General features: G+C 57.0%; 9 protein-coding genes. 3 read left to right on the top strand and 6 right to left on the bottom strand.

Translation table 11 applies throughout. The annotated features are described in order from the left end of the window. Nucleotide 1: 1 nt before the first annotated feature. Nucleotides 2-805: an HAD-IIB family hydrolase gene (locus K8I84_RS02175; protein ID WP_223793083.1), complete on the bottom strand. Its 804-nt coding sequence runs from the start codon at nucleotides 803-805 to the stop codon at nucleotides 2-4. An 11-nt stretch (nucleotides 806-816) separates the two neighbouring features. Continuing rightward, a complete protein-coding gene (locus tag K8I84_RS02170; RefSeq protein ID WP_223793082.1) occupies nucleotides 817-1,755 on the bottom strand; it encodes a hypothetical protein in 939 nt (312 codons plus the stop codon). Nucleotides 1,756-1,830: 75 nt separating this feature from the next. On the opposite strand from K8I84_RS02170, the gene K8I84_RS02165 reads away from it, so the two are divergent. Continuing rightward, entirely contained in the window at nucleotides 1,831-3,285 is a 1,455-nt protein-coding gene (locus K8I84_RS02165; RefSeq protein WP_223793081.1) for a protein adenylyltransferase SelO, read from the top strand. Nucleotides 3,286-3,343: 58 nt separating this feature from the next. Here K8I84_RS02165 and K8I84_RS02160 read toward each other — a convergent pair whose 3' ends face one another. Next, nucleotides 3,344-4,858, bottom strand: a complete 1,515-nt coding sequence (locus tag K8I84_RS02160) for a fumarate hydratase (RefSeq protein ID WP_223793080.1) — start codon at nucleotides 4,856-4,858, stop codon at nucleotides 3,344-3,346. Nucleotides 4,859-5,192: 334 nt separating this feature from the next. Between K8I84_RS02160 and K8I84_RS02155 the strand changes: the two genes are divergently transcribed. Beyond that, a complete protein-coding gene (locus K8I84_RS02155) occupies nucleotides 5,193-8,306 on the top strand; it encodes a hypothetical protein (RefSeq protein ID WP_223793079.1) in 3,114 nt (1,037 codons plus the stop codon). Between the two features lie 429 nt (nucleotides 8,307-8,735). On the opposite strand, the gene K8I84_RS02150 is transcribed toward K8I84_RS02155, so the two are convergent. Together K8I84_RS02150 and K8I84_RS02145 are read right to left on the bottom strand one after the other, a co-directional pair. After that, on the bottom strand, nucleotides 8,736-11,249 hold the full coding sequence (locus tag K8I84_RS02150) for a penicillin acylase family protein (RefSeq protein WP_223793078.1): 2,514 nt from the start codon (nucleotides 11,247-11,249) through the stop codon (nucleotides 8,736-8,738). Nucleotides 11,250-11,499: 250 nt separating this feature from the next. After that, entirely contained in the window at nucleotides 11,500-12,558 is a 1,059-nt protein-coding gene (locus K8I84_RS02145; RefSeq protein ID WP_223793077.1) for a CaiB/BaiF CoA transferase family protein, read from the bottom strand. A gap of 189 nt (nucleotides 12,559-12,747) precedes the next feature. Between K8I84_RS02145 and K8I84_RS02140 the strand changes: the two genes are divergently transcribed. Next, a complete protein-coding gene (locus K8I84_RS02140) occupies nucleotides 12,748-13,767 on the top strand; it encodes an AraC family transcriptional regulator (RefSeq protein WP_223793076.1) in 1,020 nt (339 codons plus the stop codon). A gap of 7 nt (nucleotides 13,768-13,774) precedes the next feature. On the opposite strand, the gene K8I84_RS02135 is transcribed toward K8I84_RS02140, so the two are convergent. Then, complete coding sequence (locus K8I84_RS02135) at nucleotides 13,775-14,629, bottom strand: hypothetical protein (protein WP_223793075.1); 855 nt, start codon at nucleotides 14,627-14,629, stop codon at nucleotides 13,775-13,777. Nucleotide 14,630: the final 1 nt, after the last annotated feature.

Here is a 14,630-nt window from a genome sequence, read left to right as displayed (position 1 = left end):
ATCAATACCCGTACTCAAAGAGAAGATTCAGTACGCACTCATTCCAGCCCTCCGGGCCGGGCTTGATCGAGCGCATGGCGTGCCTGGATGATGGCAACTGCACCTCGTCACTATGGACGCCCCGAATCACCACCGGGATATCGGCGGATTCCAGCATGTGCTGGTCGTTCGGGCTGTCGCCGAGGGCAATCGCCACCATCGGCTGATCGCCATACTGCTCCCGGTATTTTTCCAGCAAAAAGCGGGCCCCATCCGCTTTGTCGAAGATGCCCATGGCATGAAAGAAGCGACCGCCCTGCACCAGTCGCAGGTTTTGGGCCCTCAGCGCAGTGCGGAATTCCTCCAGTTCGGCGTCGGTTCCATCCCATAACAGAGGTTCGGTTCCCAGCCGATCCTTGGCCCGTTCGGCAGACGCCACATCCAGCCCGGCAATATCTCCGAGCGCCTCGGCGGACAGGTCATTAAAGCCCCGAAATTGGGCGCCGTCCTCTCGAAGAGTCCCCAGCACCTCCAGTACCCGCGCCCGGGATGCCCCAAAATTCACCACGTCTTCTTCCGGGTTCCCGAAGGTGTCTGCCGGAATAACCACAGCCGCGCCGTTTTCCACGATGAAGGGTGCCTGGTTACCCAGCTCCGCCCTCACCGCCCGGATCTCCGGCGCGGTTTTACTGGAATTGAGAACCAGAGGAATCCCTGCTGCCTCAAGCCGTTCAAGCGCTGACCTGGCGGCGTCCCAGCGGTAGTTATCGTGATTCAGCAACGTACCGTCGAGATCCGAAATCACCACGAGTCTGGGCTTATTCATCAGGTCCTCCGTCACTTGTTCTTGAATTGGGGCAGGCTGAGGCTGTGATCCTCAGCCACATCAATCAGAACGTCTGCCCGTTCCGGCATCTCAGTGAGACAGAAACGGGTCACGCGCTCGTAGTGCATAATGAAGCGCTGCACCTCGTCATCGCTCATAATGCGCAATGCCTGTGCGCTTTGGGATTGACCGCCTTCTTTTGGTGCATTTTTCAGTTTTGCAGCCAGCTTGTGTTCCTGCAAAGTGCGCCATTCCAGAACACTTTCCATCGACGGCGCCTTTAGCATCACCAGCGCATCCAGCTGTGCAAAAAAGCGGTGGTAGGGGCCTTTCAGGCAGTCATTCACATACCTCCGCCAGATGCCCTCGGGGTCCTCGTGGGCCTCCAGTGCATTGATGGGATCAGCCAATGCCCCATCCGGCTCTGGCCTGGCCCCGAGGCACCAGCCTTCCAGCAGAATCACGCTGGCCACACCCGCATGCCCCGGCCACTGGCTAGCCGGCAACCGATCATCAATGGACTTGTCAAAACTGGGGATGGGCGTAACGCTGCTGGCATCTGCCAGCCGGAGCTGATCAATCACCGTCTGCCCCAGCGCCACATCATGGGTGCCAGGCACGCCCCGGGTGATAAACAGAGGGTGTACTTGCTGTGAGAGTTCCTGGCGCTCGGCCCGAGTGAGGTAGATATCGTCCAGCGAGAAGCTGGCAGCGGGGCAGTGACGGTGCCGGGTGAGAATTTCCCGCAGGAACAGCGTCAGCGTGGACTTTCCGGTACCCTGAGCACCATGAATGCCAATCACCACCGGGGACTGAGCCCTGGCTTGCAAGGCCACAACATAATCCACCAGCGGCATGATGGTCTGTTCAACGGTGGACTCGTAATCTATAGGGAGCGCCTCCTGCTCGATCAGGCCGGCGACGGTTTGATTCAATGTAGGTTCTGACACGTGATTCTCACCAGATGAGTGGTCCCTATAAAACAGTAGCAGCAGATTTCGTACCAAAGGGAGTTCAGGCACTTTATGAGCAATGACGATTTCCGAGTAGAACATCGCTATCTGGAGCTACCGGAGCGTTTCTATACCCGCGTTCAGCCTACACCACTGATAAACACCAGGCTCGTGTGTTTCAACCATGCGTTAGCTGAAGACATGGGCTTTCGGACTGACCGGCCCGACGAGTGGGCACAGGTCGGCGCCGGCGCCGAGCTGTTAGAAGGCATGGATCCGGTGGCCATGAAGTACACCGGTCACCAGTTCGGAGCCTACAACCCGGATCTGGGCGACGGACGGGGCCTGCTGCTCTGGGAAACGGTGGGGGCGGATGGCCGCCGCTGGGACTGGCACCTGAAAGGTGCCGGCCAGACGCCTTACTCCCGGTTCGGCGATGGCCGAGCGGTACTGCGCTCAACCATCCGGGAGTATTTGTGCAGCGAAGCCATGGCCGGCCTGGGCATTCCCACCACCCGCGCGCTCTTCATGACCAGCTCCACCGAGCCGGTCCAGCGGGAAACCATCGAAACCGCCGCCACCCTCATGCGCGTCACCGCCAGCCATATCCGCTTCGGCCATTTCGAGTTTGCTTCTTATCACATGGGCAAGGCGGCGGTGAAAACACTGCTGGACCATGTCATTGACCTGCACTTTCCGGAATTCAACGAGCTCCCGGAAGAAGAGCGCTACCAAAGCTGGTTCGAATCCGTCGCCAAACGTACCGCCCGACTCATCGCCGACTGGCAGGCCGTGGGCTTCTGCCACGGCGTGATGAACAGCGACAACATGTCCATCCTTGGCGAAACCTTCGACTACGGCCCCTATGCCTTCCTGGACGATTTCAACGCTGGTTACATCTGTAACCGTACCGATCAGGGCGGGCGCTACGCCTACAACCGCCAACCCCAGATCGGCCATACCAACTGCCAGTATCTAGCCAACGCCCTGCTGCCACTGATGGATGAAGATGCATTGCGCCGGAGTCTTCGTCATTACGAAACCACCTACAACGAGCGTTTTGTGCAGAACATGCGTGACAAGCTCGGGCTGGCAGAGGCGCAGGACAGCGACCTTCAACTGGTGATGGATACGTTCAACCTGCTGCACCGGCACAGCGTCGACTACACCGCGTTCTTCCGGGCCCTGTGTCACCTCCACAGCCGCGGCCCATCGCCGGTACGGGATCTGTTTGTGGACCGGGAGGCAGCGGACGACTGGCTGGCGAGCTATAACGAGCGGCTTGAGCAGGAAGAAAGAGCCGGCGAAGCACGGGACAAAGCGATGCTGTCGGTTAACCCGAAATTCATTCTGCGAAACCATCTGGCTCAACAGGTGATCGATGCGGCGAAAACCGGGGATTACACCCCCATGAACGATCTGCTCACGGTGCTTGCCAAGCCCTTCGACGAGTGGCCAGAGTTCGAGCGTTTCGCAGCCCTGCCACCGGATTCCGGCAAAGGCCTGGCACTTAGCTGCTCGTCCTGAGTCAGCCATAAAAAAGGGGAAGCCGAAGCTTCCCCTTTTCCGAACGTCACGCGATCACTCAGACGGCTTTGGCCGCGATGATCTTCTCGTGCCACTCGGCCGGGCCAGTCTGGTGTACGGAAGACCCGCGCGAGTCCACCGCAACCGTCACCGGCATGTCTTCCACTTCAAATTCGTAAATGGCTTCCATACCCAGTTCCGGGAAGGCCACCACCTCGGCATCCTTGATCGCCTTGGACACCAGGTAGGCAGCACCACCGACAGCCATCAGGTACACCGCACCAAATTCCCGGATAGCATCAATCGCCACCTGGCCACGCTCGGCCTTACCGATCATGCCGGTCAGGCCGGTTTTCTCCAGCATGGTGTGGGTAAACTTGTCCATACGGGTTGCGGTGGTCGGCCCAGCCGGGCCAACCACCTCTTCACGAACCGGATCAACCGGGCCCACGTAATAGATGAAACGACCTTTCAGATTGACCGGCAGTTCTTCGCCCTTCTCGATCATGTCGACCATCTTCTTATGGGCGGCGTCCCGGCCAGTAAGCATCTTGCCGGAAAGCAAAACGGTTTCACCCGGCTGCCACTCTCTGGCTTCTTCCGGAGTCACCGTATCCAGGTTCACCCGGCGCACGTTCTCGCCCACTTCCCAGGTGATTTCCGGCCAGTCGTCCAGGCTCGGTGGAGTCTGTAGTGAGGGGCCAGAGCCATCCAGAGTGAAGTGCGCGTGACGAGTCGCAGCACAGTTCGGGATAATGGCCACCGGCTTGTTGGCCGCGTGGGTCGGGTAATCTTTCACTTTCACATCCAGAACGGTGGTCAGACCGCCCAGCCCCTGGGCGCCGATACCCAGATCGTTCACCTTGTCGAACAACTCAAGACGCAGCTCTTCCGCACGGCTGGAGGCACCACGCTCCTGCAGCTCGTGAATATCAATCGGATCCAGCAGGGCTTCCTTCGCCAGTTCCATCGCCTTTTCAGCAGTACCGCCAATGCCGATACCCAGCATACCCGGCGGACACCAGCCGGCGCCCATCTGTGGGACCATCTTCAGAACCCAGTCAACAACGGAATCGGACGGGTTCAGCATGGCGAACTTGGACTTGGCCTCGGAACCGCCGCCCTTGGCTGCCACGTGTACTTCAACTTTGTCACCCGGAACCATTTTGTAGTGGATGATGGCGGGGGTGTTGTCTTTGGTGTTCTGGCGCTTACCGTCCGGATCTGCCAGTACAGATGCGCGCAGAACGTTGTCCGGGTGGGTGTAGGCGCGGCGAACGCCTTCGTTAATCACGTCATCCAGTGGCTTGTCAAAGTCCCACTGAACCTGCATGCCAATGTTGACAAACACCGTCACGATGCCGGTGTCCTGGCAGATCGGGCGGTGCCCCTGGGCGCACATGCGGGAGTTGATCAGAATCTGGGCCATGGCGTCCTTGGCCGCCTGTGACTCTTCCTTTTTATAAGCCTCATACACACCCTGAATAAAATCCTTAGGGTGATAGTAGGAAATAAACTGCAACGCGTCCGCGACGCTTTCAATCAGGTCGTCCTGGCGGATTACGGTGGTCATAGGCGCCTCATCAAGCTTGAATTCGATCCGAGCTTCACTAGTTCGAAAAATTAAGAGGCGAGAGTTTACCAGAAATTCCCCTGAACAAGGGAACCGCACAGTCACCCTTACCGGACATGGGAATTAGAGGAAGAATCACACTTTCGGCTGATCAACACTTTGTACTTGTCTCGCTATAGTCGACGATACAGAAATTGGATTTAGCGCTGGCTACATTCTTAACTTCCGACAACCAATTTGATCAGAACAGGCCGCTGGCAAAGGGCTTACCGGATAAGACCGGCCCCGCGAGCAGCCGACAATAACGACACAACAACAGGAAAAGGTTCCACACATGTTTAAGAAAACACTAATAAGCGTTGCCGTGGCATCTTCCCTTGGACTCACCGGCTGCTTTGATAGCGCCGACTCAGGGGCGAATGCGAATCCGGATTATCAGATAAACAACCCGGACATCGATGGTAAGACCTGGCCAGAATTCAACCCTGTTACGGGCGCACTGCCGCTGCCCAACGACCTGATCTTTGATTCTGAGCAGGGTGACGGAACCTTTGGCGTAGCCGACACCACGCCGCCTGTGACAAGCGCATTGAATGAACTGAGCGGCGCATCCACTGTCGCTCCGGCGGTTATCCAGTTCAACGGCATGATCGATGCCGACTCGGTTGACTCGCGCGAGTTTATTCTTGCCAATCCGGAAGATCCGACAAGCCTCATTCCAAACCCGAATCAAAACATCTTCCTGATCGAACTGGACTACGCCAGCGGCGACCCACTGCGTGGACTCAGCAACAGCGAGCCACCCACTATTCCTCTCGCTCTGACAGCTCAAACAGCGCTTGGTGGTGACGAAGTTGCCTTTGGTGAGCTGCTGGGCCGTGTGTCGTCCCCGGCCTACCGGGCTGATGTCGTGGAACTGGACGGCCAGTCCGCCATCCGCGTGCTGCCTCTGAAGCCTCTCGACCCGCAGAAACGCTACGTTGTTGTGGTGACTAACGAGGTTCTGGACATCAACGGCGACCCGATCGCACAGTCCCCGTCCTACGCCAACCTTACCGACGAAGAGCAGCCGCTGGGCACCTCATCACTGGCGCCGGTTCGCGCCATTATGAACGGCCTGTGGGAAACCATCGCGACCAACTACTTCCAGCTGACCAACAATGCCCGCCCCGAAGGCAGCGAACTGACAGCCGACAACATCGCATTGTCCTACAGCTTCACTACCTCGAACGACGAGAAGGTTCTCCAGTACATTGCTGAGCCCGCGGCTTGGTTTGCTGACCAGCTGACAGCCTCGGTCAAAGTCGAGACTGCCAAGAAGACGGTTGGCGCAGCAAAGTTTGCTGCAAACCCTGAAGACCCATCACTGACCGTTGCAGCCGGCTACGATTTCAATGACGATGGCGAAATCACAGCAGCCGATTTCGACGTCAACGGCGATGGCGAATTTAACGCCGCTGACTTCGATCCGGAGGCAGACGGAAAGTTTGATTACGCAGACATCGCCAAATCCACAACTTTCGCCGTCCAGGCATTCCCTATTGTAGCCGGTCCGGCAGTAGACCCTGACGGCAACTGCCCAACAACCCCAGGCGAAGATTTCATCGACTGTGTGGCAACTGGTGTCGCGGCGCAGCTGTCAGCAGCCCTGCCCACACCAACGCCCGACAATCGGAGCGCAGAAGATTTTAACTTCGGCGTGAATACGCCGAGACCTGTAGCCCTGGTTTCATCGGCGGCCGCTTCTGTATATCAAAGCGTTGCTGGGCAGATCGCTGCAGGAGGTGGCACACCCCCGACAGTACTGGCCCTGGAAGGCACCGTATCCCTGCCCTACTACCTGGGTACCTCAAGTAGCGACATCCTGACCAACTCGTGGAAAGCGGATAACGCGCTTGCAGCCGGTCTAAACGCAGTATTTGCGGACCTGGGTCTCAGCATCCCGCAAGCCGACCCCACCAACAGCACTGCGGTCAACTACATCTTCCCGTTCCCGAAGAAGACAACGGACGTTGATGTGCCTGCGCTGTTCATTTACCCGCAGAGTGCGAGCACCAAGGGCGTTATCATGTTCCAGCATGGCATTACCACCGATCGGAGTGCTGCTCTGACGTTCGGTACCGCCATGGCGACGCTTGGCTACACCGTAGTCGCAATCGACCAACCGCTGCATGGTGTTGCTGCCTTTACCGCGGAAGAGCAGGATGCGTGGGCCACCCGAATCCTCCAGGGCGGACAGACCGCAGGTTTGCCAGCATCACTGGCACCTTCTGAAGCAACCAACGCCGCTCTGATTGCTGGCCAGCTAAATGTCACTTTCGTGAGCCAAGCAACCGGCCAAGATGCAGAAACGGCTCAGGCAATAATCACCACAGTCGTGAATGGTGGTAGCAGTATTGACGTGATCCCTACCCTAACGACTGAACAAGCTGCAGGACTGGACCAAGCCATCCTCTTCCTCGAAGGTGCAGAAAACTCTGTAGCCAACGCTGGAAGCACAATCCCGGGCCTCGCACCACAGGAAGGTAACGAGCGTCACTTCGGTGTCTACGCGCCGGCACCCGGCCAAATCGCAGCGATCGACTATGAGGCTGGCCAAGGTGATTCCGGCAGCCTGTTCATCAACCTGCTGAACTTCCTCAACACCCGTGACAACAACCGTCAGAGTGCTGTGGATCAGATGAATCTGCGAGTCAGCCTGAATGATCTGGATCTGACCGGCTTCGGTGGTGCAGACCTGAGCACTGCTCAGTTCAACTTCGCTGGTCACTCTCTGGGTACTATCACCGGCGCTCCGTTTGTCGCCAGCGTCAATGCAAACCAGCTGCCGGCCATTCAGACGTCAGCTGGGCTGGTGCCGTCTTCCTACAACGACATTTCCGCCGTTAACATGCTCACTCCGGGCGGTGGCATTGTGCGCTTGCTGGAGAACTCTCCGACCTTTGCACCGCAGATCCTGGCAGGACTCGGCGGAAACGGCCTGGCTCAGGGCGATGCCAACCTGGAAACCTTCCTCAATGTATTCCAGGCAGCAGTTGACACGGTTGATCCGATCAACTTCGCTGACAACCTGAACGCAAGCAGTTCTGCGGCCTACCTGATCTCCGAGGTAGAGGGCGACTCGGTCATTCCGAACGCAGCTGACGAAGCGCTCTGGGGCATTGCTTCTCTGACTGGCACCTTCAATGTGGAAGGTCCTGATGGAACCGAGTTCCCTGTGACTGTGGACAGCTTTAACGCACCGCTGGCAGGGTCCCGCCCACTCAGCCTGATCTTCAATGAAGGTCTGGATAGCGAGCTGTTCGCCACCTACACCCAGGAAGGCTTCCCGGCCCTGGAAGGTGAGGATGAAGTGAACCATGGCACACCAGTGTCCGCTTCCCCCGCCAGCGCCTTTGCTCAAATGGTTGGTGAGGCAGACATCCTGTTCACTCCGCCAGCACCGTAAGACACAGCTCACGGTGTAGCAAAAGCAAAACCCCCGCCTCGGCGGGGGTTTTTTATTGCCGTATTCAAATGCTTGTGACCAGACAATCCCCGAACTGCCCCCAGAGCTCCTCCCGCCCGAGAGACAGAAACAGAAAGTGGGTGGATATCACAGGAATCGAACCCGCTCATCAGAGCGAACCAACCTACTGACTGAAGGGAACGAGCATTGGAGGAATGGCCAACTAATTGGCGGAGCCTTCTCGCTTCATCCACGAACAGCACTCCTGGCTACTCCAAGTCCGGGCAATGCATCAGACCATGTACAGGCAGCCAAAAATATTGGACAGGCACAGAATCGCCCAGGAAGCATCAACAACGAACAGGAAGGTAGCACCCATAAAAAAGGGCCCCGAAGGACCCTGATTCATTTCATCTCTAGACAGAGTGATTACTGGACGTCGCCAGTAACCTGCACTTCGTCAATGACATTTGCCTCAATCTCTGCCGGATCAAGGTACAGCTTCCGGTAATCTTTACGGGAATAACGTTCGGACTGGTCTGTGAAGAACTCGGACAGGCTGTCCGTCGACTGGGAGTAGCTCACCAGACCATAGGCTTCAGGACCGTTATCCGTGAATTCCAGTCCAAAATGCCAACTGGTGCCACGAGCGATCAACCAACCTTCAATACCATCGCTTCCATCAGAAAGACGCGCCGTGTTTTCCAAAACTGTCGGGGCGATTCTGGGGAATACCGTATCTTCCATAACCGGAGACGTCACCACACCAATCGCGTTGAAAGCTCCATCAATGTTGCCATCGCCACCATGCCACGGAATGGGCTCACTCTGGAACAAGGGCGTTCCGCCAGGAGGCACATCACCGGATGGCCGATAATATTGAACACTTCCAAGCTCGGCTTCAGGCGCAATCCCCTGCCCTTCAAGGGCCTTTACACCGGCTGCCAACGCCCTCAGCATGGGATCCACGGCCGTTCCTCGGTCACCCTCCGAAGGACCTGTCGGCGTGTTAACCGGGTCAGCTGGGTCAAACTCTACGGTCAGGTCAGAATCGATAAAGTCGGCCTGATAGTTAGCAATGAATACCCTGAAAATGTGAGCACCCACACTATCGAGGTCATAAAGACTGTCCCAGTTCTGCAGCTGAGCGCACCACGGCGTAAGATCAACACCATCGACCACCGGATCTGTCGCTGTGATCAATGAACACCGCTCACGCAGTTCGGGAAGGAACTCTTCGGCATACCAGGCACGGTTATTCCAGATCACGTTGATCAGATCCACGGCACCAAACTTTCCGTCATCACCCGCCGGCGGCACTGCATCCCCCAATCCCTGCTCCAAAGGATTTTGCAACATCTTAATACCGAGCCTGGTTCGGGGGTTCAACGGCGCATTCTCAGCTCCGAACAGGGGCGAATACCCGGTCAGGAATTCCGCAGGGTTGGTCGCCCAGTAACTGGAATTCGAGTTCTGAACCCAGTCAGTTCTCAGCAGTTTCGGCCGCTGTTCATAAGTGACAAGCCCCCCGCATTCAGTTTCAACCCAGTCATCCCTTGAAGTATTACCATCCAACAGGGTTAAACCTGCACTAAACAAAGCATCATATTCCGGGCTTAGTTTGCGCTTAAACTCGATTAAACCCAGTGCTTCAGGAGACAAATTGGGAACAGAGCTACTGTCAATATAAAAGGCATTGCCGTCAGCATCGGCATAAGTCGAGTTGGTCCAAAGTGTGGAGCCGCAGTTTTTGAAAACTTCTTTAAACTCTTCCAGGTTAGAGGCTCTACTCATGCCCAACCAAGTATCCAGAAGCCCGCTCGTGTTGGCGTTTGCATCTCGGTAGGTGTAGGCCCTGTTCGCCTCTCCCCACTTGGGCAACCCAACTATGCCCTCATCCGGATCAGCTGTGATGGCATTCCCCGAGAGCATGGGGCCGTACTCAGAGAAATAGAAAGTTCTTTCCAAGATCACAGGGGTGGGCCCACCCAGGCTTGCTTCAATCTGGAACGTTTCCTGGGTGATCGGAACCTCTTCGCCGTCTTTGATATACGTGAGAGGATCACCGTCTTTCAGCGTCAGCTCATATACGGTAAAACGCCGACTCGTGGTAACTGTATGGGACCAAGCAAGATTCTCGTTGAAGTTGATCAGCGGAATCGCAGTGCCGAGCAAACCTGCGCCGTTAATGTTGAGATACCCCGGAACGGTCATCTGGACCTGATAAAGACGCCGGTGGCCAGTGTATGGGAAGTGCGGATTCGCCAGCAGAGCGCCACGGCCCTGCTCTGTCATATCACTGCCGATGCCCCAGGCATTACTCGCCAAGCCCATGTCCGCGAAGTTGGATTGGGATGCTGCGAGAATACGAGCACTTTCAGCCACACCGCTGGGCAATGGCTCATTCGTCTGGGCCATGACAGGAACTGGTTCCGCCTCAACCGGATCCTCTCCTGGAATGGCGATGAAAACAGCCCCGGTAGCGAACAGTGCACCACTCGCGTACTGACCAACAATGCGATAATGCGCCAACAAGTCCGTAGGCTGAATTTCGGTTACCCAGGGCTGATTACGACACTCCTGAGGCAAGTCAGCGGGATCCGTTTCGGCGATGTACTTGTTGTAACCGGCAGTGAAGCCTTCTACCAAAGCTCGTGATTCATCACTCAGTGAATCGAATTCCGCTTCTGCACCACTGAGAATCTTCTGGGCCTTGAAACTGAAATCATTAATGATATTGATACTGTTAGGCCCGGGCCCGAAATACTTCGCTCGCTCGCTACGGGCCTTCACTATGGCCTCTGCCAGCATGCACACGTTATCTTGTGCCTGAGCGTAGCCATTGCCGAACGCGGCTGACTGTAGGTTATCTGCAGTGATGTGGGGCACACCATCTGTGGTGCGGCGAATGTTAGCTTCGAGCTTTCCATCGCCTGGGAACAAAATGGCATCTTCAATGGCGTCCGGATTAGCGGTTATTTCGCCATCTGAACACGCGGACAGGAAGGCAGCGCCAGACAGTACCAGCGCGAAGCCGAGCGTCCGCTGGCCCGCTGCGAGCACACGGGTTTTCATAATGTCGTCCTTATTTTTGTTTAGCTTGGAAAATCGCCCACGGCGACATTATGTAACCTAGCAGATGCTTGGGTAAGACACTACTTAAAGGCCTTACTTTTATACGAACTCTATAGACCTAACTAATTCGTATGGCGCAACCCAACTGGGGCTGCAGCGTCCCATCCCCACGGTCCACCTCAACCACCATTCCTCTCGCCTTCAACTGCGGATGCTCTGCGGCCTCTGATATGCTCAGCACCGGCTCCACACAGGCGTCCTGATCCCTAAAGATGTCTTGCCACTGGGACAGGCTCTTCTGCGCAATTTTTTCTGCCAGAGCGGCTTTCAGGGCCTGCTGATGCTCGGGGTTTTGGCTCAACGCAAAGCTCTTCATTTCACTTAAGCCAAGCGTGTCCAGCAACCGGGCGGAAAACTGGGGCTCCAGGCTGCCTATGGAGAGCCAACGGCCATCGCTGGTCTGGTAGTAGTCGTAGAAAGAGCCACCGTTGAGCAGTGCTCCCTCCCGGACCTGTTCCTGCCCTCCGGCCAAACAGGCAGCTCCCGCCATGGCGTTCATAGCAAAGGCCGCATCGGTCATGCTGATATCCACAAAGCTGCCCTGACCGGTTTTCTGTCGCTGGATAACCGCGGCAAGAATGCCCATGACAGCGTGGTGCGAACCACCCGCCACATCCGCCACCTGAATACCCAAAGGCGGAGGGCCGCTGTCGGCTCGGCCGCAATGACTGGCCACGCCAGAAAGTGCCAGGTAGTTGATGTCGTGGCCTGCCCTGTCCCGGTAAGGGCCGGTCTGGCCATAACCGGTAATGGCGCAGTAGATCAGTCCAGGATTGAGTTCCCTGAGCACCTCGTATCCGATGCCCAGGCGATCCATCACCCCGGGCCTGAACTGTTCCACCACGATGTCGTAGTCCTGCACCAGTTCCTTGACGCAGGCCACCGCATCGGGCTCCTTCAGGTTCAGCTGAATCGTCTGCTTGCCCCGGCTGAGGTACGAGAAAGTGGTTGCGAACTTTCCATCAAATGGCGGCATAATCTTGGCCAGATCCACCCTGTCCGGCGCCTCTACCCGCAGCACCTCTGCGCCCATATCTGCCAGCATCATCGTGGCGTATGGGCCCGGCAACAGGGTACTGAAATCCAGCACTTTCAGTGAGCTTAACGGGCCAGCCATCGTTGTCTCCTTGTCTTGCAGGCTTGTATCTCTGTTGAATATTTCATGCTGCCCACTTTCCCCTTTCGGGCCAACGACCAGAGCGTTCAACTCGGGTGGCCGAATCTTCCAATCCCCAGTCCGAATGGTCATTGCATTGTTTTTTCAGGGCCTTATGATGGGTTTCGTTTTCACACTTTGGCGCGTGGTATGTCCAACCTTACGGTATCAAAGCATTTCGTTCAGGCGGCTATGGTTGGGTCGCAGTCGCGAGGTTTTGATACGAACCAGCTACTTCGGGAAGCCGGGATTTCGCCCGACCTGCTCAAAATCGATATGGCGCGGGTGAGCAGCGACCAGTTCAGTAGACTGATGCGAGTGATCTGGAACCAGCTGGACGACGAGTGTATGGGCATGGGCCCCCGTAAAGCCCGGGTGGGCACGTTCGCTACCATGTGTGCACTGGTGATCGACTGCCCCACCCTGGAAGCTGTCTACCACCGGGCGTACCAGTTCTCCCGCCTGTTCGAGCCGATGATCGCGATGGAGCTCACCGTCGAGGGCGATCAGGCAAAACTCATGACGCGCATTGAGGGGAAGCTCCACGATCCTCACTATTTCCTTCGTGAAAGCCTGTTGGTGATATGGCACCGTCTTGGCAGCTGGCTGATCGGCCAGCCGGTTGAACTCACCCGTGCAGAGTTCAGCTACCCGAAACCGGAGCACGCCGACGAGTATCGCCACATCTTTCATTGCCCGCTCAGGTTCGATTCGGAACACACCGCCCTCACCTTCGACCCCCGTTTTTTGTCTGCTCCGGTCATTCGCGACAAGTCGGAAATGATGCAGTTTCTGAAAACATCCCCGGCGGACTTGCTGTCCCGGCCAGATGAAAGCAATACGTTCACCGGTCGCATCCGGGCACTGATCGGCCGGGATTTTTCCAGCCCCATGCCGGACTTTGAATGGATAGCCGCAGAGCTTCACACCAGTCCCCAGACGCTGAGACGCCGGCTGAAACAGGAAAATACTTCGTTTCAGGAGATCAAGGATTTGCTGAGGCGGGATATGGCGATTTACTACCTGGGCCGGCAGGAACTGCCGATTAACGAGATTGCCGGCATGGTGGGGTTCACCGAGCCATCAACCTTTCATCGGGCTTTCAAGAAATGGACCGGCGTCACCCCCGGTGCGTACCGGGAAGGTGAACGCGGCAATCTATCTGACTGACCGGCCGTCAGGAACCCGTTGGCGTTTGCAGGGTGCGGATCAGCTGGCCCAGGGTGCGGGCGATTTCGCGGGCCTGATCCCGGTCCGCAGACAGCTGGAGCAAGCGGGAACGATCGCGCGGATCGTAAACCCAGCAGGCACCGGCCATGGACTCACAGCCCCACTCAATCTGCGGGTTCACCCCGAACACCGGCAGTGACTCGGCTTTGCGAACCACCTGATCATCGCTGCTCCGGCGAATCTCCTGGATACTGACGGCGTCGGTACTGGCCCCTACCCGGTATTCCACATCGGCGGGCTGATCCACTTTCACAATGGTCTGATCTTCGCGCCAGCCGGCTACTTCCAGAAGGCTGTTCAGGTGCATGACTAGGGCTTCACGATCCGTATCCACGAGGTAAAGATCACGCAGAGAGTTGAGTGTCTGGCCGCCAGCAGGCTCGATAACGGCCACCTTGACTCCGTCAGCTGCACCGGGAGCCCTTGGCGGGGTCTCTTTACGGGCTTTTTCCACGTCGGTGATCAGCTTCAGAGCTTCCTGATAGTGATCCCCCTCTGAGCCAGCGTTATCAACGTAGGTCTCAAGCGCGGATTGGGCTTCATTCAGGTGTGTAGCCTGGTACATCACCAGGCCACGAAAGTAAAAGTAGTCGGCAGGCTTGTTGCCTTCGAGCTGTTGCAGGCGGTTCAGGTACTCACCGGCCTCGCCCCAGTTCTCGGACGCGACCGCCTCCTCGGTTGCCAGCATCAGGCGGCGCACCTCATGCTCCGGCGCCAGCGCAAACGCCTGCCCTGCCATTAAAGCGGACACCAGAACCAGGCCCCGAAGCGGGTGACGATGTTTTCGATTCCCTACAGCCATG

This window comes from Marinobacter sp. F4216 (assembly GCF_019931195.1).
GTDB lineage: Bacteria > Pseudomonadota > Gammaproteobacteria > Pseudomonadales > Oleiphilaceae > Marinobacter > Marinobacter suaedae.
This window is presented reverse-complemented; position numbering and strand designations above follow the sequence as displayed.